The organism is Ruegeria sp. HKCCA5929 (assembly GCF_013034525.1).
GTDB lineage: Bacteria > Pseudomonadota > Alphaproteobacteria > Rhodobacterales > Rhodobacteraceae > Ruegeria.
Map to the genome: position 1 here is coordinate 156,791 of NZ_WQGE01000004.1, position 23,283 is coordinate 180,073.

Here is a 23,283-nt window from a genome sequence, read left to right on the forward strand (position 1 = left end):
CCCGAACCGCTTACGCCTGGCTTGCCTTCAACTCCAGACGACGGGCGTGCAGAACCGGCTCGGTATAGCCCGAAGGCTGCACCCGCCCCTTGAACACCAGATCGCAGGCCGCCTGAAAGGCAATGCCGTCAAAGCTTGGCGCCATAGGCGTGTAGCTTGGGTCGCTATCGTTCTGACGATCCACAACAGCCGCCATCTTCTGCATCGCGGCCATGACCTGCGCTTCGTCCACGATGCCATGGTGCAGCCAATTGGCCAGCGCCTGAGACGAAATCCGGCAGGTTGCGCGGTCTTCCATGAGGCCGATGTCGTTGATATCCGGCACCTTGGAGCAGCCCACGCCCTGATCGACCCAGCGCACCACATAGCCCAGAATGCCCTGAGCGTTGTTTTCGATCTCACGAGTGATTTCATCTTCGCTCAGGTTCCGACCACCCAGCAGCGGAACGGTCAGCAGGTCATCTAGCTTACCGCGCGCGCCTCCGGCGGCCAGTTCATCCTGTCGGGCCAGCACATCAACCTTGTGATAATGCGTCGCGTGCAGTGTCGCGGCGGTTGGCGAAGGCACCCAGGCGCAGGTTGCGCCAGACATCGGGTGTCCGATCTTGGCGTCCAGCATGTCGCCCATGCGATCCGGCATCGCCCACATGCCCTTGCCAATCTGCGCTTTGCCTTTCAGGCCGCAGGCCAGACCGATGTCGACATTGCGGTCCTCGTAGGACGCGATCCAGGGCGTGTTCTTGATATCGCCTTTTGGCAGCATCGGACCGGCTTCCATCGAGGTATGAATCTCATCCCCGGTCCGGTCCAAAAACCCGGTGTTGATGAACGCCACGCGCAACTTCGCCGCCCGAATACACTCTTTGAGGTTGGCCGAAGTGCGCCGTTCCTCATCCATGATGCCCAGCTTCACGGTGTTGCGGGGCAAGCCAAGAATGTCTTCGACCATGTCGAAAATCTCGACCGAGAACGCAACTTCCTTGGGCCCGTGCATCTTGGGCTTTACGACGTAGACCGAACCTTCGACCGAGTTACCGCCTTCGCGCTTCATATCGTGCATGGCGATCAACGTAGTGCAGAGGGCATCCATCAGCCCTTCACCAATCTCGCGCCCTTCAGCGTCCAGCACAGCCGGGTTGGTCATCAGGTGACCTACGTTACGTACCAACATCAGCGACCGGCCTTTCAGCGCGGCCTGATCGCCCGACGGCGTGGTGAAACTCAGGTCGTCCGCAAGTTTGCGAGTGAATGTCGTGCCGCCCTTCGTGACTTCTTCGGTAAGGTCGCCCTTCATCAAACCCAGCCAGTTGCCGTATGCGACAACTTTGTCGGCGGCATCAACACAAGCCACCGAGTCTTCGCAATCCATAATCGTCGACAGCGCTGACTCGAGCCGGACATCCGCGATGCCAGCGGGATCGGTTGCGCCAATGGTACTGGAAGGATCGATCATGATCTGGATGTGCAGGCCATTGTTCTTCAGCAGCACGAATTCCGGTTTGTCCGCCGCACCACCAAACCCGGCAAATTGCGCGGGGTCGCCCAGCGCAGGAACCAATCCTCCGTCCTTCACTGTAAGGCTGGACACGTCCGCCCAAGACCCGGACGCCAGTGGTACGACGTCGTCCAGAAAGGCTTTGGCCCATGCGATCACACGCGCCCCGCGCGCGGCATCATAGCCACCGCCCGCTGGCAAATCACCCATAGCGTCAGTTCCGTAAAGCGCGTCGTACAGACTGCCCCAACGGGCATTGGCAGCATTTAAGGCAAAACGGGCATTGGTGATCGGCACCACAAGTTGGGGACCGGGGGTAAGGGCAATCTCGGGATCCACGTTTGCCGTCTCGATCTGAAACCCATCCCCTTCTGGGACCAGATAACCGATCTCTTTCAGGAAAGTCTGGTATTCGGCAGGATCAATCTCCTGCCCCTTGCGGGCCATATGCCAGCCGTCGATACGGCTTTGAATTTCAGACCGTTTCGCTAGAAGGTCGCGATTCTTCGGCCCCAAATCGTTCACCAATCGCGCCAGGCCTGCCCAAAACTGCTGCGCGGACACACCGGTTCCTGGCAGTGCTTGCGTCTCGATAAACTCTGCCAAAATCGGATCGATCTGCAGCCCGTTCAGGGTGTGTCTGCCAGTCATGTTCCCGCTCTCCCGCGATTGTGTGCCACTGTATGCTCAGGTGCATTTAGGGGGAAAGTTTCCGATAGGCAACTTTTGTCGAGTGATTAGCAGTATTCGGTCCTTCAAAAAGCCGCCTTAAAATCAGCAAGCGAGTGACGTAGGCCAGTTGCAGCCCCTGTACGAAGCCCCTAACGTCGCGCCAAACCAGTAAGGAGACGAGGCCCAAGATGCGCGACGCTGCCCCCACAACAATTTACCTGAAGGACTACACGCCGTTCGGTTATTTGGTGGATAGCGTGCACCTGACCTTCGACCTTGCCGACCATGCCACCCGGGTCACATCGCGCGTCGCCTTTCGCCCGAATCCTGATGCCAAGGACCGAACATTCTTTCTGCATGGGGAAGACCTGACGCTGATCCGCGCTGCAATCGACGGTGCAGAGATCGCGCCGGATGTAACCGAAAAGGGCCTGACCGCTGCCGTACCGGATGCGCCCTTCATCTGGGAGGCCGAGGTCGAGATCGATCCCGGCAATAACACCGCGCTGGAAGGGCTTTACATGTCAAACGGCATGTATTGCACGCAATGCGAGGCAGAGGGGTTTCGCAAGATCACCTACTACCCCGACCGCCCGGACGTGATGTCCACCTTTACCGTACGCATCAATGGCGACCTTCCCGTACTGCTGTCCAACGGCAACCCGTCGGGCAAGGGCGACGGCTGGGCCGAATGGACCGACCCATGGCCAAAACCGGCCTATCTGTTTGCTCTGGTTGCAGGCGACCTAATCGCCCATCACAACCAATACACCACCAAGTCGGGCCGCGAAGTGGAATTGAACCTGTGGGTTCGTCCCGGCGATGAAGGCAAATGCGCCTTTGGCATGGAAGCCTTGAAAAAGTCGATGAAATGGGACGAAGACGTCTATGGCCGCGAATACGATCTAAACGTGTTCAACATTGTCGCCGTGGACGATTTCAACATGGGAGCGATGGAAAACAAGGGGCTGAACATCTTCAACTCCTCGGCTGTTCTGGCAAGCCCCGAAACCTCGACCGATGCGAATTTCGAACGCATCGAAGCAATCATCGCACATGAGTATTTCCACAATTGGACCGGCAACCGCATCACCTGCCGCGACTGGTTTCAGCTGTGTCTGAAAGAAGGACTGACGGTATTCCGCGATGCGCAGTTCACATCCGACATGCGCTCGGCCCCTGTGAAACGCATCCACGACGCCATCGATCTGCGCGCGCGCCAGTTCCCCGAAGACAACGGCCCCCTGTCACACCCGGTACGGCCCGAGAGCTTTCAGGAGATCAACAACTTCTACACCGCGACCGTCTATGAGAAAGGTGCTGAAGTAATCGGAATGTTGAAACGTTTGGTCGGGGACGAAGCCTATACCAAAGCACTGGACCTGTATTTTGAGCGCCACGACGGCCAAGCCTGCACCATCGAAGATTGGATCAAGGTATTCGAAGACACCACAGGCCGCGACCTGACCCAATTCAAACGCTGGTACAGCCAATCGGGCACGCCACGCGTCACCGTTTCGGAAGACTGGGCGGACGGCATTTATACCCTGACGTTGAAACAGCGCACCGAGCCGACGCCGGGGCAAAATGAAAAGCAACCTCAAGTGATCCCGGTTGCTGTGGGCCTGTTAGGTGCAAATGGGGATGAGGTCCGCCCGACCGAAGTGTTGGAACTGACGGAAGCTGAGCAAAGCTTTCAATTCACCGGGCTGGCCGCAAAACCCACACCGTCGATCCTGCGTGATTTCTCAGCGCCGGTTATTCTTGAGCATGACGTCAGCAACGCCGAGCGGGCGTTTCTGCTGGCAAATGACACCGACCCCTTCAACCGTTGGCAGGCTGGGCGGTCTCTGGCGCAGGATACTTTGCTGCGAATGATCCAGGATGATGCCGCGCCGGATGCCGATTACCTCGATGGTCTGCTGGCCGTGCTGCGTGACGGAGAATTGGACCCAGCCTACCGGGCCCTAATGCTTAGGCTGCCGACGCAATCCGAGCTGGCGGCAACCTTGTACGAGCGCGGCCAAACCCCTGATCCGATGGTGATCTGGTCCGCGGTAGAGACACTGCGGCAGGCCACGGCCCAGCACGTACAGGATCTGTTGCCCCGGCTACACAGCGAAGCCTTGGTGGATGGCCCCTATGCGCCGGACGCTGCGCAATCCGGCAAACGCGCCCTTGGCAGCGCCGCGCTGGCGCTGACCACCCGACTGGATGGCGGGGCAATGGCGGCTGAGGCGTATGGCAACGCAGATAACATGACCCTGCAATTGACTGCCCTGTCTTGTCTGTTGCGCGCGCGCAAAGGAGAAACAGAACTCGCTGCGTTCTACAACCAGTGGCAGCATGACCGACTGGTTATGGACAAATGGTTTGGCCTGCAGGTGACAATGGCTGCACCCGAGGCGACACCCGGCGTGGCACAATCTCTGACACAACATGCCGACTTCAACTGGAAGAACCCCAACCGGTTCCGCGCCGTTATGGGCGCGCTAGCGATGAATCATGCCGGGTTCCATCAGCCTGACGGGGCTGGCTATGCCCTGCTGGCTGATTGGCTGATCCGACTGGATCCAGTGAATCCGCAAACCACTGCACGCATGTGTTCGGCATTTCAAACGTGGAAACGGTATGATGCCGACCGTCAGGACCTGATGCGTGCGCAGCTTTCTCGCATTGCTGGAACCCCGAACTTGTCGCGTGACACCAGTGAAATGGTATCGCGTATCCTTGGCGCATGACTGAATTCACATTCGCCCGCCAGAACCGAAACACGCGAACATTGGTCATTCTGGCTGCGGTCTATTCCGGTTTGATGGCTCTGGTCGTCCTGTTCGATGCCGCCTGGTGGATGGTATGGCTGCTGGCATTGGGCACCCTACCAGCTGTGTGGGACGTGATCCAGAATACGCGCGCCGGCGTGCAGATCGATGCGGCCGCCATACGCTGGTTTACCGGCAAGCGCCAGGCAGAGGTCCTGCTGCAGGACATTGATTTTTTCCGGTTTGACACGCGGTGGGACTTGTCGGTACGCGTTTCCATCGTTCTGCATTCGGGCAAACGAATCCGTTTACCCGATGAGTCGCTCCCGCCGCATCGAGACCTTGAACCGGTCCTGACACAGGCCGGGTTCCGTGTTGAGCGCCATCATTTTACTGTTTTCTGAAACACTGAGCCTCTGACCGGTAAATTGGACACAAAAACCGAAAACTGCTAAGCATTTAACTTGATCTGAGCCCAATATCTCGCCAGATTTGAAAGACGTTAAGTGTTTTTACAGTTTTTGAGTTTCGCCATGTTTCGGTCGTTTCGGGCAATGTTTGCCCAACCCTCAGCCTCATCCGCTCCTGCCGCACCAGAATTGTGCGCGACGAAGTCTGCGTTGGCGGCTGCCTTGCCTGAACAAGGACAACTCAACATTCCTGTTGTGCAAACGGGTAATGAAAACCTGATCGGACATTCCACAATCGAACATGGCCGCTATTTGGCCAGGCAGGATCGTTGGACCGACCTGTCCAAGGAAATGCGAACCGCAGATCAGGATCGCGTTGCCGTGTCGGACGGGATGCCAATTGCCGATCTTCTGGCGTTTGGGGCAAGATCGGATGTGGTTCTGGCTGCGGAACACGCACTGACGGACGGCAAAGCCATTTCGGATTACGACCTGTTGGGAGGCATATCTGAGCTTGAAGGCGAAATGGCGGACAATCCTGATGACCCAATGATCGCCGCCGTTGTGGCACTTGCCCATATCGATCTGGCCTGGGCGTGGCGTGGTACAGCGTCAGACACGGCACTGCCGCCCTTGCACCGTTCGCGCTGTGCGGCACATTTCGACCGGGCCGCGTCGATCTTGCCCAAATGCCGGACTGATGCCCCGGACAGCCCGCTGATTGCTGCGGCAGGCTGCGCGCTTTTGGCCGGTCAACGCCGCGCCAACGCGCGGGTGTCTGATGAATATGAGCGCCTGATCACGCTGGATCCGCGCAACCAACGGCACATGCGCGCCATGGGCAGCCATCTGTTGCCCCGGTGGTTCGGAAGCTACGATGAATTGGAATTGCAAGCGATGCGCACAGCGGCTCGGACCCAAGATGTCTGGGGTGCTGGCGGCTACACTTGGGTTCAGTTCGACGCCATTGCGTTGGATGAAGAAGCCTGTGCGCGGGTCGATACCGAGTATTTCCTGGACGGTTTACGCGACATCGTGCGACTGCGGCCCGATCAGCAAATGATCAACATGCTGTCGGCCTATTGTGCAATCACCATCCAGAACGGACGAGGCCAGAACGAACAAGCCGACCAGTTCCGCGCACAAATGCGCGATACTGCGAACTGGCTGATCCGCGATCACCTGACCGAGTTGCACCCATTGATCTGGGCCCACGCGACAGCAGGCTTCAACAACTCGGTGCGCATCAACTCGCCCGAGCGGTTTGCCGCGCGGGGTCAGCGGGATGCCTTGCGGGCGATCTCGGATCTGTTCAGGGAAGAATTGCGCAGTGGTATGGACGTGACCTTCACTCCAACCGGCCTGCAGTTTTCCCAGAACTGAACGCGTCAGGATTCCCCCTTGCCCCTAGGCCCTGCCGGGCCTAATACGCAGGCTTAGACTTCTGCGGAAATGAGGCGCGCCATGCTCGATCTGACATACGAAATGCCCAAACCCAAGACCATTGCCGGGGCCAAGCACGATTGGGAACTGGTGATCGGGATGGAGGTGCACGCTCAGGTCTCGTCTAATGCCAAGCTGTTCTCGGGTGCGTCGACCCAATTCGGAGCCGAACCGAACTCGAACGTGGCTTTCGTGGACGCGGCGATGCCGGGGATGCTGCCGGTGATCAACGAATACTGCGTTGAGCAAGCTGTGCGCACAGGGCTGGGCCTGAAGGCGGATATAAACCTGAAATCGGCGTTCGACCGTAAGAACTATTTCTACCCTGACCTGCCGCAGGGCTATCAGATTTCGCAGCTGTACCACCCTATCGTGGGCGAAGGCGAAGTGCTGGTTGAGATGGGTGACGGCACCGCACGCATGGTTCGCATCGAACGCATCCACATGGAGCAGGACGCGGGTAAATCGATCCACGACATGGACCCGCATATGTCCTTCGTCGACCTGAACCGGACCGGCGTCTGTCTGATGGAGATCGTCAGCCGCCCAGATATTCGCGGGCCGGAAGAGGCTGCCGCCTATATCGCCAAGCTGCGCCAGATCATGCGCTATCTGGGCACTTGTGATGGCAACATGCAAAACGGCAACCTGCGGGCGGACGTCAACGTCTCTATCTGTTTGCCGGGTGCCTATGAGAAGTATCAGGAAACGCAGGATTTCTCGCATTTGGGCACGCGCTGCGAGATCAAGAACATGAACTCGATGCGGTTCATCCAGCAGGCGATTGAAGTCGAAGCCCGCCGCCAGATCGCCATCGTCGAAGGGGGTGGTGAGGTCGAACAGGAAACCCGCCTGTATGACCCGGACAAGGGTGAGACCCGCTCGATGCGGTCCAAGGAAGAGGCGCATGATTATCGTTACTTCCCCGACCCTGATCTGCTGCCGCTGGAAATCGAGCAAGCGTGGGTCGATAACATCGCCGCGAAGCTGCCTGAACTGCCCGACGAGAAAAAAGCACGTTTTATCAGCGCATTTGGCCTGACCGACTATGACGCATCGGTTCTGACCGCCGAGGTGGAATCTGCCGCGTATTTCGAAGACGTCGCCAAGGGTCGCAACGGCAAACTGGCTGCGAACTGGGTGATCAACGAGTTGTTCGGCCGTCTTAAAAAAGAAGACCACGACATCACCGACTCGCCGGTTTCCCCGGCACAGTTGGGTGGGATCATCGATCTGATCTCGTCGGATGCCATTTCGGGCAAGATCGCCAAAGACCTGTTCGAAATCGTCTATACCGAAGGCGGTGATCCCGCGCAGATCGTTGAAGACCGCGGCATGAAGCAAGTGACCGATACCGGCGCCATCGAAGCTGCTCTGGATGAAATCATCGCTGCCAATCCGGCACAGGTTGAAAAGGCTAAAGTTAACCCGAAACTGGCGGGTTGGTTTGTCGGTCAGGTCATGAAAGCAACCGGCGGCAAAGCGAACCCGAAGGCCGTGAACGAATTGGTCAGCAAAAAGCTGGGCTCGTAACCCGGTTGATTTGTACAGGTCTGCCAGCGGAAACGCGTGGATTTGTACACGTCATATTCTCACGAAATCTTAAGACTTGGGGTCAAGCCATCGGCTTGACTTCCCGCTGTTCGCGTCCTTTCTTCGCCTCCAGAAAGGTGAGGTATCATGCAGAACAGATTTGATCAGGAACTCGAGGACCGGCTGGTGCGGTATGCGGCCATCGACAGTCAGAGCGACGAGACTTCCCCCACAACCCCCAGCACGCAAATCCAGTTCGACATGCTGAATCTGTTGCGCGATGAACTGGCCCAGATCGGCGCTCAGGATATCGAAGTCACAGGCGACAGCGTGGTGGTTGCGACCATTCCCGGAACCGCTCCGGGGCCGACAGTGGGCTTTTTGGCGCATGTGGATACCGCCCCACAGTTCAACGCCACAGGCGTCAAGCCACGGGTGATCAAGGGATACAATGGCGGCGATATCTCATTCCCAGACGATCCTGATCTGGTCCTGTCACCGGAAGAAAACCCCTATCTGGCCGAGAAAATTGGCCATGACCTGATAACCGCCTCGGGCACAACCCTGCTGGGTGCGGATGACAAGGCGGGCGTGTCGATTCTGATGACCATGGCACGGCACCTGATCGAAAACCCGGATATTGCACACGGACCGATCCGCATCGGCTTTACCCCGGATGAAGAGATCGGGCGCGGCGTAACCGAACAGCTGCCCAAGGATCTGGGCGCGGATTTCGCCTATACTCTGGACGGTCAGGAAGTCGGTGAGATCGAGTACGAAAGCTTTTCAGCCGACCGTGCGGTGATCAAGATCGAAGGCGTTTCGATCCATCCCGGTTTGGCGAAAGACAAAATGGTGAACGCTGCACATCTGGCTGCAAAAATCGTTCAAACGCTACCTCAGGCCACCATGACTCCGGAAACCACAGATGGGCGCGAGGGATTCATCCATGTCACCGACATGAATGGCGGCTCGTCCGAGATGGAGATCAAGCTGATCCTGCGTGATTTCGAAATGGACGCACTGGAAGCCCAGCGCAACATCGTGCGACAGGTTTGTGCCGCCGTACAGGCCACCGAACCACGCGCAAATATCACCTGCGAGATCAGCCATCAGTATCGCAATATGCGCTATTGGCTGGAAAATGACATGACACCGGTCGATCTGGCCCGCGATGCCTGCCGCGAATTGGGGATCGAACCTCTGTCCGTCCCGATCCGTGGCGGCACCGACGGGTCGCGCCTGACCGAATTCGGCACCCCTTGCCCCAACCTGTTCACTGGGATGCAATGCATTCACGGACCGATGGAATGGATTTCAGTACAAGACATGGCACTGGCGACTGAGCTGTGCCTTTCGGTTGTGACCAAGGCAGCACAGGCAGGCGGCAATCATCAGGGCTGAATTCCGCCGGTTGGGCAACGGCTCTTTCACTCGGGGATCAGCGTGTTAGTTTGGCGCGAACAGGTGTTTAGGAACAGTTGATGCAGCGCTACGAATACAAGGTGATCCCCGCCCCGCAAAAAGGTGTCAAAGCCAAAGGGGTGAAAACACCCGAGGGCCGCTTTGCGGTCTCGGTTGAACAGGTCCTGAACCAGATGGGTCAGGACGGCTGGGAATACCACCGCGCCGAGCTGCTACCCAGCGAGGAACGCGCGGGCCTGACCGGATCGACAACGAACTGGCGTAACGTGCTGGTGTTTCGGCGCGTGGTGGAAGAAGAAGTTGACGCATCCGAAATCGGTACAGCACCAGATATGGACAGCACCCCTTTGGCCCAGCCGGTTCCGGGCCCCGACGAGGTTCAGGCGCCGAAACCGATTGCGGCGGAAGCGGATGAACCGCCGTTGTCGTTGAAACGGTCTGATGAAGTATCCGAGGCCGATGACGCTTCAAAATCTTAGTCTATGTCGAAGGGTTGGGTATCTGAGTCAGGGCACTAGACCACCTGCTGTTTTGAGATAAATCCAACATCCTTAGTCATTTGCCACGCTTTCAACACAGGTTGCCCGGCGGAACCCGCGTCTAGGCTTGTCCCGCGCGGGTTCCAGCGCACTCCGGTTGCAAATGACCGGAACAGACGCCTGTCTATGCGTGATCTCGTCCGAAAAAGAACAGAAGCGTCAAAAGACTGGCGGTGACTTGAGCACAAGCAGGACACGCCATTTGAAAAAGGGATACGCGCCCCGAAAATCTATGGCATGCTAATCGAACAACCGGGAGGGACATCAAAATGGCTATTCGGCAGACGCAAGGGCGGGCACGCCTTTATGACAGCATTCTGGACACCGTGGGCGACACTCCTTGCATCCGAGTCAATCGTATCGCGCCAGATCATGTAACCGTCTATGTGAAGTTCGAAGCGTTCAATCCCGCTGGTTCGGTCAAGGACAGGCTGGCGCTGAATATTATCGAAGCGGCAGAGCGCGAGGGGCGGTTGAAACCAGGCCAGACCGTTGTCGAAGCAACCTCGGGCAATACCGGCATCGGACTTGCCATGGTTTGCGCGGCCAAGGGCTATCCTCTGGTTGTGACGATGGCCGAGAGCTTTTCGGTCGAGCGGCGCAAGTTGATGCGGTTTTTGGGGGCCAAGGTCGTTCTGACCCCCAAGGCGCAAAAAGGGTTTGGCATGTACACCAAGGCCAAGGAACTGGCCGAGGAAAACGGGTGGTTTCTGGCCAGCCAGTTCGAAACCTCTGCCAATGCTGATATTCACGAAAACACGACTGCGCGGGAGGTTCTTGCCGATTTCGAAGGGCAGCGGCTGGATTACTGGGTGACAGGATACGGGACCGGCGGCACAGTTTCAGGTGTCTCGCGCGCCTTGCGGAAAGAGCGGCCCGAAACGAAGATCATCCTGACCGAACCAGCCAATGCAGCCATCGTGTCATCGGGGTACACTAACACCCGCAACGGGGATCATCAGCCGACCGAGAGCCACCCGAATTTCGAGCCGCACCCGATTCAGGGATGGACGCCGGACTTCATTCCTTGGGTCCTGCAGGAAGCCATAGACAATAAGTATTACGACGAACTGATCCCCGTACCCGGACCCAAAGGGATCGCGTGGTCGCGCCGACTTGCCTCGGAAGAAGGTATTTTCACCGGAATCTCGGGCGGGTCGACCTTTGCCGTCGCGATGAAGATGGCCGAATCCGCACCGGAAGGATCCGTTTTCCTGGTCATGCTGCCGGACACTGGCGAGCGTTATTTGTCGACCCCTTTGTTCGAAGGCATCGAGGACGACATGACCGAAGAAGAATATGCGATTTCGGCATCAACGCCCTCGGCGCAGATGAGCGCAGACTGACGTTCTGCGCGTTCAAGTATCGATATCCAACGCCAGCGCGTGAATGCGGGGCACGATATCACCCAAAGCTTTGTAAACCGCACGATGGCGGGCAAGGCGAGATTGCCCTTCAAAGGCGGCGGCGCGAATGCGGACGTTGAAATGGCTCTCGCCGCCTTCCTGAAAACCCGCGTGGCCGCGGTGGCTTTCGCTGTCGTCGATCACCTCAAGCTCGCGCGGGTCAAAGGCGGCTTGCAGGCAGGTTCGGATCTCGTCGGTCACGCTCATTTTTTCGCTCAGCGGTAAAAATTTTACCGCCCCCCTCTTCTACTTTCGGCTGCTTAGATTAAACTGCTGCCTCCGAGTCGAAAAGATGCGTTCGTGAGGATTGAGAGCATGACGAAGTCAGACCCCTTCGGATTTGATATGTCCGTTTCCAGCGCCAAGAAAAAGAACCCGCGCGGGCGTCGGGGCATGTCAGGCGCGTCCGAGACGTCGGTCCGGATCTGTGATCATGAGGGCTGCAACGAGCCGGGCAAGTTCCGCGCGCCCAAGGCACCGGATGTGCTGGATGATTTCTTCTGGTTCTGCCAGCAGCATGTGCGCGAATACAATCAGAAATGGAACTTCTTCGACGGCACCACAGAGGCCGAGTTGAACGCGCAACGGTCGAAAGACAAAGTGTGGGAACGCGAAACAAAACCGATGGGCGACCCCGAAGCGCGCGCTTGGGCCCGTCTGGGTATCGAGGACCCGCATCAGGTTCTGGGTGCCAACAGCACGCAAAACAAAGGCCGCACATCGGGCGGTGGTGGCCGTCGCCTGCCCCCCACCGAACGCCGCGCGATCGAGATTCTGGAAGCCAATGACAGCTGGTCCAAGGCCGAAGTACGCAAGGCATACAAGAAACTGATTAAGGTTTTGCACCCGGACATGAATGGCGGTGATCGCTCGCAGGAAGAGCAGCTACAAGAGGTCGTCTGGGCCTGGGATCAGATCAAGGACAGCCGGAATTTTAAATAATTCTGCGATCCGACAGCTGTGGCTTTGTATGTACACTGCCCGGCCCGATTGCGATCAAGCTCACGGGAAACCTTGTTCAATACCCGCAATAATGGTGGGGTTTGAACACAGGTATTAACGGAGCAGCCGCTGTGCGAATGCCATACCTCCTTTTGCTTTGTTCGCTGGGCGTTTATTTCGCGGCCCCGTTTCTTCCGCCTGAATTCGCGTTCGCCCGAGAACTGAGCCTGCTATTCATTGTCATCAGCTTGGTTTGGGGACTGCGCGCGTGGCTCAGGTGGCGCAAGGCAAACACATGGATCATCGTGGACGGGTCCAACGTGATCCATTGGAAAGAGGGTAAGCCGGATCTGGGCACATTGCGGCTGGTGCTGTCGGCGCTGAAGACGGCCGGGTTCAAACCGGGTGTCGTATTCGATGCAAATGTCGGCTATAAGCTCGACGGCGAATACATGAACGACCGGGCGCTGAGCCGCGCTTTAGGCCTGCGCACCAAGCAGGTCATGATCGCACCCAAAGGAACGCCGGCGGATCCTTGGATTTTACAAGCGTCGCGGGACAGCAAGGCACGCATTATCACAAATGACCGGTTTCGGGATTGGGTGGACGAGTTTCCGGATGTTTTGAAAGCGGATCGCCTCGTGAAAGGCGGCTTTCGTAACGATGAGCTTTGGTTTTCGCAATGAGTAGGTGACCGTCGTTTCAAAGCTAAAGTTTGCGCGCGGCGCTGTGACGTACTTTGTGTGCCGCCCTCATTTCAAATTGATGGTAGTCGATCTAGAGAAGCAAACTTTGCACTAACTTGCTTGACCGCGGTGTAGATCAGTAAATGGCAGGGCTTTCTCCGCGAGCTTAACTTCGAATTACAAGTGCTTCCCAACGCTTCAAGCAACTCAGGCGAGTTTGTGAGGGCACTGTCGAGCGATCACTTAATTCCGAAAATAGCGTTAGCAACTCTTTTACGTCTTCGCGGTGGAAGGATTTCAGCGCTATATCACCCAGAAATAAACTTTCAGTTAGCAAACCGTTGGACATCAGTATTGCGTGGCGACAACAAGCAATGTGGTAGTACGTGACTGGCTCATTGAAATGAACCTGACGAATGGTTTTGTCGTTCACCAGATGGATTGCTGCGGCAAAGACTCTAGGCTCTCCGTACAGAAGTTCTGCGCGCCATCCTTCCAGAACAATTCTGTGTTGCGGAGATACGTACAAATCGCGGTGAGGAATGCCTTCTCCCAACGCTCCCTTTTGGATACAAACGGGGTTCAATTGAGGGTTGCGCCTCAAATCCTCCGCGCTCAGGGTCTTTTCTCCAATCCACTCAATGGGCAGCAGATCACCGCTGGAAAGGCGCACTTTCTCTCCGACTGAAAGATCTTCGACAGCACAATACCCTTTTTCGGTTGCTATCATAGTGCCCTTCACGAAACACGGCACAGTTCCAGCCGGAAGCGCGACCGTCACTAAGAGTGTGTCGTTGTTGCCATTTCCAGGACCCGTAGACGCGAATATTTCGACGGCCAGTTGCGTGTTGGGAGGAATGACGACACCCGGGGTGAGGTCAACAGTTAAAACCCCGCTCGACGAAATCGAAACAGAGTAATCGGAAGGGTTCAATCCCCCTGTTCCCGTAACAACAACATTCCATGAAGCTCCGGCTTTGGTTGCAGTGTATTGTTGCATAACGGAAGACGACCCACTGGGGACCGCAATTGAAGATGGGCCTAGAATTGTAAGCGCCATTCGAACTTTTTCCGTTAACAAACACCTAGAGCGACTTATGCATGAGCATATAGCCAGATTAATCCTTCACATAATATAATTGTAATATTTTTATATTTAATTTCTTTTAAACTGCACGCCCCGGGGATAACGTTCCTTTCTCGGTTTGAGCCGAAAGTCACAAGCCTCGGCGCGCAATAACGATAAGGCCAGTTTCAAAGAAACATCCCCTCAGCTTTTCAGGTCTGTCTCTTTCCCTTGCCCTTGCCCGCAATATGTTGCACCACACACGGGTTCAGACCCGGCAAGGCGGGCCAAAGGATAAGGACAAGACGAATGGCTGACGGATCGATCGACGTAAACGCAAAACCAACCGAAGATATCTCGGTCCGCGACGTATTCGGCATTGATACGGAAATGAAGGTCAAAGGCTTTGCCGAAGCCACAGATCGTGTGCCGGCCATCGACCCGACCTATAAATTCGATCCTGAAACTACGCTGGCCATTCTGGCGGGTTTTGCCCACAACCGTCGTGTGATGATCCAGGGCTATCACGGTACGGGTAAATCGACTCACATTGAACAGGTTGCGGCGCGTTTGAACTGGCCCGCAGTACGCGTGAACCTGGACAGCCATATCAGCCGGATCGACCTGATCGGTAAGGACGCGATCAAGCTGCGCGACGGTAAGCAGGTCACTGAGTTCCACGAAGGCATCTTGCCCTGGGCGCTGCGTAACCCGGTCGCCATCGTGTTCGACGAATATGACGCGGGCCGCGCGGACGTGATGTTCGTAATCCAGCGTGTTCTGGAGCATGACGGCAAACTGACCCTGCTGGACCAGAACGAGATCATCACACCGAACCCTAACTTCCGCCTGTTTGCCACCGCCAACACGGTTGGTCTGGGCGACACCACGGGTCTGTACCACGGCACGCAGCAGATCAACCAGGCACAGATGGACCGCTGGTCTTTGGTCTCGACCCTGAACTACCTCAGCCACGATGCCGAAACGATGATCGTGCTGTCGAAAGCGCCACATTACAACACCGCCGACGGCCGCAAGACCGTCAGTCAGATGGTCACTGTGGCCGACCTGACCCGGACTGCCTTCATGAATGGCGATCTGTCGACCGTCATGAGCCCCCGTACGGTGATCAACTGGGCACAGAACGCCGAGATTTTCCGCGATGTCGGGTATGCTTTCCGCCTGTCTTTCCTGAACAAATGTGACGAGTTGGAGCGTCAGACCGTGGCCGAGTTCTATCAACGCTGCTTCGACGAAGAGCTGCCGGAAAGCGCGGCGAGTGTGAGCTTAGGGTAATACGCCGAATTGCGCCCGTTTGCGGGCGCAATGCCTCCGGCGGAGGTATTTTTAGCCAGATGAAGGCGGATCCCGTTTCCCTGCTCATGGAAATCGGGGCTGCAATGTGAAAGGCTTGGGGACATGGCACAGAAGAACGACAACCCTGCTGATCCGTTCAAGAAGGCTCTGGCCGAGGCAACCAAGGTCATGGCCGATGACCCCGAGCTGTCCGTAACCTATACGGTTGATCCTTCGGGCATGTCCGGCGAGTCGATGCGTTTGCCTCAGGTTTCGCGCCGGATGACGCGCGAAGAGGTGCTTTTGGCGCGCGGTACTGCCGATGCTCTGGCCTTGCAACGCAAATACCACGACGATGCCACTCATGCACGCTATGCCCCTCCGGGTGATATGGCGCGGGACCTCTATGAGGCGATGGAGACCGCTCGCTGCGAAGCAATGGGCGCGCGGGATATGCCCGGCACTGCCAGCAATATTGACGTCAAGATCGGGCATGAGGCGATCCGGCGTGGCTATGACCAATGCAAACAGCCTGCCGATGCACCTCTGGCCGTGGCAGCAGGCTATCTGATACGGCATCTGGCCACCGGGCGCGATTTGCCGCCTGCGGCCGAGAACATCATGAACCTGTGGCGCGGCTTCATCGAGGAACAGGCCGGAGGCACGCTGGAGAATCTGGACGAAATTCTCTCGGATCAGGCCGAGTTTGCCAAATTTGCCCGTCAGGTGATCAAGGATCTGGGCTATGGCGATCAGCTTGGGGATGACCCCGATGAGCTGGACGATGAGCAGGAAGATCAGGCCGAGGAAGACGCTGAAGAACAGCCCGACCCAGACAGCACCGGTCAGGATGATCAGGACGAGCAGGACGCAGACGCCACCCCTGAACAAAGCCAGGAAGAGCAACAGGATCAATCTCAGGCACAGGTCTCGATGGATGAGATGGCCGAGGATGAGTTGGGCGATGAGGCGGAGATGCCTGAAGGTGAGGCCCCGATGGAGCCACCTGCCCCGCCGCCAGCATCCGAGGCTGACCCGGATTACAAAGTCTATCTGGATACCCATGACGAAGAAATCGCTGCCGAGGACCTGGCGGAACCTGCCGAGCTGGAACGGCTGCGTGCCTATCTTGATCAGCAGCTGGAACCGCTGAAGGGGGCTGTGAGCCGCCTGGCCAACAAGCTACAGCGTCGACTGCAGGCACAACAGAACCGCAGTTGGGAGTTCGACCGCGAAGAAGGTATTCTGGATGCCGGTCGTCTGGCGCGTGTGGTGGCGAATCCAACCACACCATTGAGCTTCAAGGTCGAGAAAGATACCGAATTCCGCGATACAGTGGTCACACTGCTACTGGACAATTCCGGCTCGATGCGGGGACGTCCGATTTCGATCGCGGCCATCTGTGCGGATGTTCTGGCGCGGACGCTGGAACGCTGCAATGTGAAGGTCGAGATTCTGGGTTTTACCACGCGGGCGTGGAAAGGTGGTCAGGCGCGCGAGGCTTGGCTGAACGATGGCCGCCCGCAGCAGCCGGGGCGTCTGAACGATCTGCGCCATATCATTTATAAGGGTGCCGATGCGCCCTGGCGTCGAGCGCGCCCCAATCTGGGCCTGATGATGAAAGAGGGCCTGCTGAAGGAAAACATCGACGGTGAGGCGTTGGAATGGGCGCACCGGCGGATGCTGGCGCGGCGCGAGGCGCGAAAGATCCTGATGGTCATTTCGGATGGTGCTCCGGTCGACGATTCCACGCTGAGTGTGAACCCGGCCAATTATCTGGAAAAACACCTTCGCGATGTGATCGCCATGGTCGAAAAGCGCAAGATGGTGGAACTGTTGGCCATCGGGATCGGCCACGACGTGACCCGGTATTATGACCGCGCCGTGACCATCACCGATGTGGAACAGCTGGCAGGAGCTATGACCGAACAGTTGGCGGCTTTGTTCGACAGTGATCCGCGCGCTCGGGCCCGGGTGATGGGGATGCGAAAGGCCAGCTGAGGCTGGCCTTGCCTCCGGCGGGAGTATTTTTGAAAAGATGAAGTCTGGGATCGGCTTTTGTTCGGGTCATACTGATCTGGACATTTGTTCCACTGCGCCTCAGGGTCTGCCGGTACCACAGTGAATGAGGCCCTTCATGTTCCAATCCTTTCAAGTGACTGCCCGCCCGGAACAAGGCCCACCAAGGTTGACCGCGCTGCGAGCGGAAATGGCGCAAGCAGGTTTGGATGGGTTTCTGATACCGCGCGCGGACGCCCATCAAGGGGAATATGTGGCCCCACGTGATGAACGTTTGGCTTGGTTAACGGGTTTTACAGGTTCGGCCGGGTTTTGCGCCGCCTTGCCTGATGTCGCCGGGGTCTTCATTGACGGGCGGTATCGTACGCAGGTTAAGGCACAGGTTGCCGATGACTTCACGCCAGTGCCCTGGCCCGAGGTCAGCCTGAGCGCGTGGCTGAAAGAGCAACTGCCCCACGGGGGCAAGGTGGGGTTTGATCCTTGGCTGCACGCTGCAGGTCAGATTTCCGATTTGCTTCGTGATCTGGACGGTACTGGTATCGAACCAGTGAGATGTGAGAACCTTGTTGACCGGATCTGGACGGATCAACCTGCGCCACCCATGAAGCCGGTCAAGGTGCATCCGATTGAATTTGCCGGGGAGTCGTCGGACAGCAAAATTACGCGTCTGGCCAAAGACTTGCAGCGGAATGGGAATAGTGCTGCGATCCTCACCCTGCCGGATTCGATAATGTGGCTGTTGAATATTCGCGGATCTGACATTGCCTATAACCCGGTCGCACATGGTTTTGCGATTTTACATGCGGATGGCAAGGTCGACCTGTTCATGACAGCCGAAAAGCTGGTCGAAGTCAGGGATCATCTAGGTTCAAATGTGACTGTGCATGACCCGCAGACTTTCCCGGATACGGTCGGCGCACTGGAGGGGCCGGTTCAAGTGGACATTGGCACACTGCCCCAGATCGTAGCGGATGTGTTGGGGGCGGAGATGACTGAAGGTGGGGATCCTTGTGCCCTGCCCAAAGCCTGCAAAAACCCTGCCGAAATCGCGGGCAGCGCCGAAGCGCATTTGCGTGATGCAGTGGCCGTGATCGAGACCCTCTGCTGGCTGGACGGGCAGGTACCCGCCAGTTTGACCGAGACTCAAGTGGTCACGCGCTTGGAAGAGAACCGGCGCAAGGACAATGCGCTTCAGGATATCTCGTTCGACACCATCGCAGGGACCGGGCCAAACGGTGCGATCATGCATTATCGCGTGACCGAAGAAACCGACAGCCGCTTGGAAGACGGTCACATTCTGGTTCTGGACAGCGGCGGGCAATATCTGGACGGTACAACCGATATCACACGAACCATTGCCATCGGCGAAGTTGGCGAGGAAGAGAAAACGTGTTTCACACGTGTCCTGAAAGGCATGATTGCCATGTCGATGTTGCGCTGGCCTGCAGGGCTTGCAGGTCGTGACATCGAATGCGTGGCGCGAACGCCGCTTTGGGCCGCAGGGCAAGACTTCAATCATGGGGTCGGCCACGGGGTCGGAGCTTATCTGAGTGTTCACGAAGGGCCGCAGCGCCTGTCAAGGGTAAGCCATGTGCCGTTGCAGCCAGGTATGATCCTGTCAAACGAGCCTGGATACTATCGTGAAGGCGCTTTTGGCATCCGCATTGAAAACCTTGTCGTAGTGGAAGAGGCTCCCGCCCTGCCCGGCAGCGACGCAGAGCGTGCAATGCTGAACTGGCGGACGCTGACTTTCGTACCGATTGACCGCAGGCTGATCCTGGTCGATATGTTGACACCCGACGAACGTGACTGGCTGAATGCCTACCACCGCGACGTTGCGGAAAAGATCCGCCCAAGCCTGGGACGTGACGCGCAACTGTGGTTGGATGCCGCAACTGCGCCGGTCTGACACCGGGCTGTTACATAGAACGGGCAGAGGAGAGGCCCGAATACGACGAAGGAAGGAATAGGAATGACCGAGATCACGATCCAAAAAGCGCCGGGCAAATGGAGTGTCCGCTCGGGCGGTGCGATCCTGGGCGAGACAAACAACGCCCTGGAACTGCACGAAGGCGACAAGGATCCGGTGATCTACTTCCCGCGCAACGACATCGCGATGGCCTTTTTGGACCGTACCGACAAAGTAACCCATTGCCCCGGCAAGGGCGACGCAACGCATTTTTCCATCGTCAACAAATCATCCGTGACCGAAAATGCAGTCTGGAGCTATGAGAACCCAATCCCGGACGTGGCTGAGATCAAAGATCATCTGGCATTTTATCCTGTGGAATCAGTGAAGGTAGAGCAGATTTAGTCTGAGCTTAGCGATCTTTGTTGCGCATTCAAACGGGCCGGAAGGCCCGTTTTTTTTGCGACTATTGTAAAGCTTCTGAAAGCGAAAGCGCTCTCTATTTCCTACCCTCACGCAGCTGTGGAATGCATGTGAGCGGCAATTGCGGCACACTTACCTGCGGGTATCACCGGAGGCTTCCATGTTGATTTCACGTCGCGGTTTTGCAGGGATGATCGGGGCTGGTGCGCTTGCCCCAAGCTCGCTTTGGGCACAGCAGGATCCAGTGCTTGAAGCTTTGCGTAGCACGCTGGAGGGGCGACGTACCGCGTTTGAGGCGCAGATGGCGTACCTCAAGGATCGTGGGCAGCCAGATGTTGTTCCTGGGTTGTTGACCGCGATGCGTTATGCCGACCGTCGGCGAGACGAGATCGTCGAGGTAATGGAGGCTCTGACCGGGCAGCGCTATGGCAACGACTGGTTCGAGTGGATGCTGTGGCAGGAGCGGAACCCGCAGATTACTCCTCATCCGTCGCTTATCCCGTTCAAGCGCGAGGTTCTGCTGCGGATCGACCCGAACTTCGACGTGTTCCTGCAACCCGAATACCTGCAACGCGACCGGATGAAGATCCGTTTGGAAGAAATCGCATGGGGCGGAGTGCATAAGGACGGTATTCCGTCTTTGGACAATCCGTCTCTGATTTCACCTTCGAATGCCGGATATCTTAAAGGCGATGATCTGGTCTTCGGCGTAGCAATCAACGGGGACGAGCGCGCCTATCCGTTGCGGATCATGGGCTGGCACGAGATGTTCAATGAAGTGATCGGCGGAGTACCCGTGGCGCTGGCCTATTGCACGCTTTGCGGGTCCGGCATTCTTTTTGAAACGCAGGTGGCGGGGCGGCGAAAACCGTTCATTTTCGGTTCGTCAGGGTTCCTTTATCGCTCGAACAAGCTGATGTTTGACCGCGAGACACATTCGCTTTGGAACCAATACACCGGCAAACCTGTTGTGGGTCCTTTGGTGAATAGCGGCATCACGTTGAAACAGCGCCCGGTTGTGATCACTACGTGGGACAGTTGGAAAACCTCGCACCCAAAGACGCGCGTCTTGTCTCTGAATACCGGGCATCGGCGCAATTATGGGTCGGGCGTTGTCTATCGAGACTACTTCGCCTCAAGCGAGTTGATGTTCCCGGCTGCGGTGGATCAGTCCAGACATCGGCAGAAAGATTACATCTTTGCCGTGCGCCAGTTCGGAGCCGCGCGCGCATGGCCGCTGGATGCATTCAAGCACAAGCCGGTGATAAACGACGCCATCGCCCAAACGCCACTGGTTCTGATCGGGGACCCAAAGGAACGCAGCGTACGCGCCTACGAGCGTAAAGGTCATACATTCAAGGCCACGCAAACAGGTTTGCAGGATGGCAGAGGTCAAAGCTGGACCGTGACTGAAGACGCGTTGATCGGACCGGATGGCACACGCTTGTCTCGGGTTGCGGGCCACATTTCTTACTGGTTTGCATGGGACAATTACCTGGGGGACGCTGCCAGCGTCTACGGTGGTTGAGGATCAGGAATGTTCCTCGGCCGCGGTGGCGGCAAGCGCCCTGTTGTAGGCCTTGAGCGCATCAATGTGATAAAGCGCACCTACCGGTGTTTCAGTTCCATCGGTATCCAAAATAACCACCGGAATACAAGGGATGTCCGCCCGGTCGAAATAGGGCATGGCGGCTTCCAGTGTGGCGCTGGCCTGAATGCACAGGCCCTGCTCGATCAGTCCTTGCGCTTCTTCCTTGGTGATCGAACGCGGGTCACCGATTGGGCGCATCACGGCCCCGGCGCGCAGCATGGCCAACAGATACGCCTGCGGCCCGGCCGCCAGATGGACATCCCGCCGTTCCAGTTGGGTCAGGAAGAAGGACCGATCCACAAGACGCGAGGCCAGCGCAGTGGACATAGAAACCGTCACCATCACCGCAAGACCGATCTGCCAATCCCCGGTCAATTCAAAGACAATCAGTGTGGTCGAAATAGGTGCACCCAGCACCGCCGCAGCAACAGCACCCATTCCGGCAAAGGCATAAAGCGTGTGTGTTCCGGACACGTCCGGCAACAGTCCGGTGGCGATCAGTCCAAAGGCCAGCCCGGTCAGCGCGCCCACCATAAGTGAGGGAGAAAACACACCACCGCCCATGCGCCCGCCCATGGTGATGGCGACGGCAACGGTTTTGGTAACGGCAAACAGGATGGCCGTTGTCAGAACCAGATCACCGGTCAGAGCACGGATTGTGGTCTCGTAACCCACGCCGATGATATGCGGGAACCAGATCGCCATCAGCCCCAGCATCGCGCCAGAGACCGCCGGGCGCAGCCACCCCGGGATGGACAGACGGCTTTGGATATGACTGCCGATATCCTCGGCAAAGAAGATCGATCGCATCAGCAGCAGGGCGACAAATCCACAGATCAGACCGAGGATCAGGAAAGCCGGAAGTTCGACATAAAATTGCAGCGACCCCGGCGTATCCAGGGTGAATTCGGTAACATCGCCGTATTCCAGCCGGTTGATCACCGTTCCCGCGACCGAGGCGATAACGATCGGCGCAAAGGCATGAACGGCGAAATGGCGCAGCACGACCTCGAGCGCAAATAAGGCCCCCGCGATGGGCGCGTTGAAACTGGCTGAAACAGCGGCGGCAACGGCACATCCCAAAAGGTCACGCCCCGTGATCCCGTCCGCGTGGATGCGGTTGCTGACCCAGGTGGAAATCACTCCGGCCATATGCACTACAGGCCCTTCCCGGCCCGTTGACCCGCCCGAACTGAGCGTGATCAGAGAAGCAAAAAACGACGCGATCCCGGCCTTGACCTCAACCCGGCCGTCCGTCACGGCGGCGCCTTCGATTACATCGGCCACAGACCGTACACGCCCGTCATTGGTGAACCGGTTCAAGATGACGCCCACAAGCAGGCCGCCGACGATGGGAATAATCAGAACCATGAACCACGGCAACTTCTCGGCATGGCTGTGCAGCAGCAGGATATCATCCGTGTCGTAAAGGTAAGCCTGCAGGGAACGGATGGCTTTGCGGAAGCCAAGCGCCATGAACCCTGCCGCGATACCGATGGCCAGTGCGATGAACCAAAACTGGATCTGGCTTGGCCCCCGGCGCAGCATCACCCGCCACGCATCCTTGATCGCGGCCAGAGCCTGATTGAACTGGTTGCGCAGAACGGTGCGGGTCGATTGGGTCATTGGCCCTCGGGGATCATCTCTTAACCCTTAGTAAGCCACG

General features: G+C 57.4%; 18 protein-coding genes. 14 read left to right on the top strand and 4 right to left on the bottom strand.

From position 1 onward, the window contains the following. Positions 1-10: 10 nt before the first annotated feature. Positions 11-2,146, bottom strand: a complete 2,136-nt coding sequence (locus GOV90_RS11800) for a malate synthase G (protein WP_171092249.1) — start codon at positions 2,144-2,146, stop codon at positions 11-13. Positions 2,147-2,355: 209 nt separating this feature from the next. Here GOV90_RS11800 and pepN point away from each other — a divergent pair, with 209 nt between their 5' ends. The 7 genes from pepN to GOV90_RS11835 all read left to right on the top strand — a co-directional run bounded on the left by pepN (position 2,356) and on the right by GOV90_RS11835 (position 11,625). After that, positions 2,356-4,908 carry an aminopeptidase N gene (gene pepN / locus GOV90_RS11805; protein WP_171092252.1) on the top strand — a complete coding sequence of 851 codons (2,553 nt, stop codon included), beginning with the start codon at positions 2,356-2,358 and terminating at the stop codon, positions 4,906-4,908. Continuing rightward, positions 4,905-5,333: a hypothetical protein gene (locus GOV90_RS11810; RefSeq protein WP_171092254.1), complete on the top strand. Its 429-nt coding sequence runs from the start codon at positions 4,905-4,907 to the stop codon at positions 5,331-5,333. The genes pepN and GOV90_RS11810 overlap by 4 nt, the downstream gene beginning before the upstream one ends. Positions 5,334-5,462: 129 nt before the next feature. Beyond that, positions 5,463-6,722 carry a hypothetical protein gene (locus GOV90_RS11815; protein ID WP_171092256.1) on the top strand — a complete coding sequence of 420 codons (1,260 nt, stop codon included), beginning with the start codon at positions 5,463-5,465 and terminating at the stop codon, positions 6,720-6,722. Between the two features lie 81 nt (positions 6,723-6,803). Beyond that, positions 6,804-8,315 (top strand): Asp-tRNA(Asn)/Glu-tRNA(Gln) amidotransferase subunit GatB, encoded by a 1,512-nt coding sequence (gene gatB, locus GOV90_RS11820; RefSeq protein WP_171092258.1) that lies wholly within the window; start codon positions 6,804-6,806, stop codon positions 8,313-8,315. A gap of 147 nt (positions 8,316-8,462) precedes the next feature. Next, the gene (gene pepT / locus GOV90_RS11825) at positions 8,463-9,719 is read left to right on the top strand and encodes a peptidase T (protein ID WP_171092259.1); all 1,257 of its coding nucleotides are present in this window, start codon (positions 8,463-8,465) and stop codon (positions 9,717-9,719) included. A gap of 80 nt (positions 9,720-9,799) precedes the next feature. Beyond that, complete coding sequence (locus tag GOV90_RS11830) at positions 9,800-10,219, top strand: DUF4177 domain-containing protein (RefSeq protein WP_171092262.1); 420 nt, start codon at positions 9,800-9,802, stop codon at positions 10,217-10,219. Positions 10,220-10,548: 329 nt separating this feature from the next. Continuing rightward, positions 10,549-11,625, top strand: coding sequence for a PLP-dependent cysteine synthase family protein (locus GOV90_RS11835; RefSeq protein WP_171092263.1), 1,077 nt, complete (start codon positions 10,549-10,551; stop codon positions 11,623-11,625). A 12-nt stretch (positions 11,626-11,637) separates the two neighbouring features. On the opposite strand, the gene GOV90_RS11840 is transcribed toward GOV90_RS11835, so the two are convergent. After that, positions 11,638-11,892 carry a BolA family transcriptional regulator gene (locus tag GOV90_RS11840; RefSeq protein ID WP_171092266.1) on the bottom strand — a complete coding sequence of 85 codons (255 nt, stop codon included), beginning with the start codon at positions 11,890-11,892 and terminating at the stop codon, positions 11,638-11,640. Positions 11,893-12,000: 108 nt separating this feature from the next. On the opposite strand from GOV90_RS11840, the gene GOV90_RS11845 reads away from it, so the two are divergent. Continuing rightward, entirely contained in the window at positions 12,001-12,627 is a 627-nt protein-coding gene (locus GOV90_RS11845; protein ID WP_171092268.1) for a J domain-containing protein, read from the top strand. A 137-nt stretch (positions 12,628-12,764) separates the two neighbouring features. Next, complete coding sequence (locus tag GOV90_RS11850) at positions 12,765-13,313, top strand: hypothetical protein (protein WP_171092270.1); 549 nt, start codon at positions 12,765-12,767, stop codon at positions 13,311-13,313. Positions 13,314-13,479: 166 nt separating this feature from the next. Here GOV90_RS11850 and GOV90_RS11855 read toward each other — a convergent pair whose 3' ends face one another. After that, a complete protein-coding gene (locus GOV90_RS11855) occupies positions 13,480-14,313 on the bottom strand; it encodes a Hint domain-containing protein (protein WP_171092272.1) in 834 nt (277 codons plus the stop codon). 375 nt (positions 14,314-14,688) lie between these two features. Between GOV90_RS11855 and cobS the strand changes: the two genes are divergently transcribed. The 5 genes from cobS to GOV90_RS11880 all read left to right on the top strand — a co-directional run bounded on the left by cobS (position 14,689) and on the right by GOV90_RS11880 (position 21,554). After that, positions 14,689-15,675, top strand: a complete 987-nt coding sequence (gene cobS / locus GOV90_RS11860) for a cobaltochelatase subunit CobS (protein ID WP_171092274.1) — start codon at positions 14,689-14,691, stop codon at positions 15,673-15,675. 123 nt (positions 15,676-15,798) lie between these two features. Next, positions 15,799-17,676, top strand: coding sequence for a cobaltochelatase subunit CobT (cobT, locus tag GOV90_RS11865; protein WP_171092276.1), 1,878 nt, complete (start codon positions 15,799-15,801; stop codon positions 17,674-17,676). 136 nt (positions 17,677-17,812) lie between these two features. Then, on the top strand, positions 17,813-19,603 hold the full coding sequence (locus GOV90_RS11870; protein ID WP_171092278.1) for an aminopeptidase P family protein: 1,791 nt from the start codon (positions 17,813-17,815) through the stop codon (positions 19,601-19,603). A gap of 63 nt (positions 19,604-19,666) precedes the next feature. Continuing rightward, positions 19,667-20,008 carry a DUF427 domain-containing protein gene (locus GOV90_RS11875; RefSeq protein WP_171092280.1) on the top strand — a complete coding sequence of 114 codons (342 nt, stop codon included), beginning with the start codon at positions 19,667-19,669 and terminating at the stop codon, positions 20,006-20,008. Between the two features lie 178 nt (positions 20,009-20,186). After that, positions 20,187-21,554, top strand: a complete 1,368-nt coding sequence (locus tag GOV90_RS11880; protein WP_171092282.1) for a DUF3179 domain-containing protein — start codon at positions 20,187-20,189, stop codon at positions 21,552-21,554. Positions 21,555-21,557: 3 nt separating this feature from the next. Here GOV90_RS11880 and GOV90_RS11885 read toward each other — a convergent pair whose 3' ends face one another. Next, a complete protein-coding gene (locus GOV90_RS11885; RefSeq protein ID WP_171092284.1) occupies positions 21,558-23,243 on the bottom strand; it encodes a chloride channel protein in 1,686 nt (561 codons plus the stop codon). Positions 23,244-23,283: the final 40 nt, after the last annotated feature.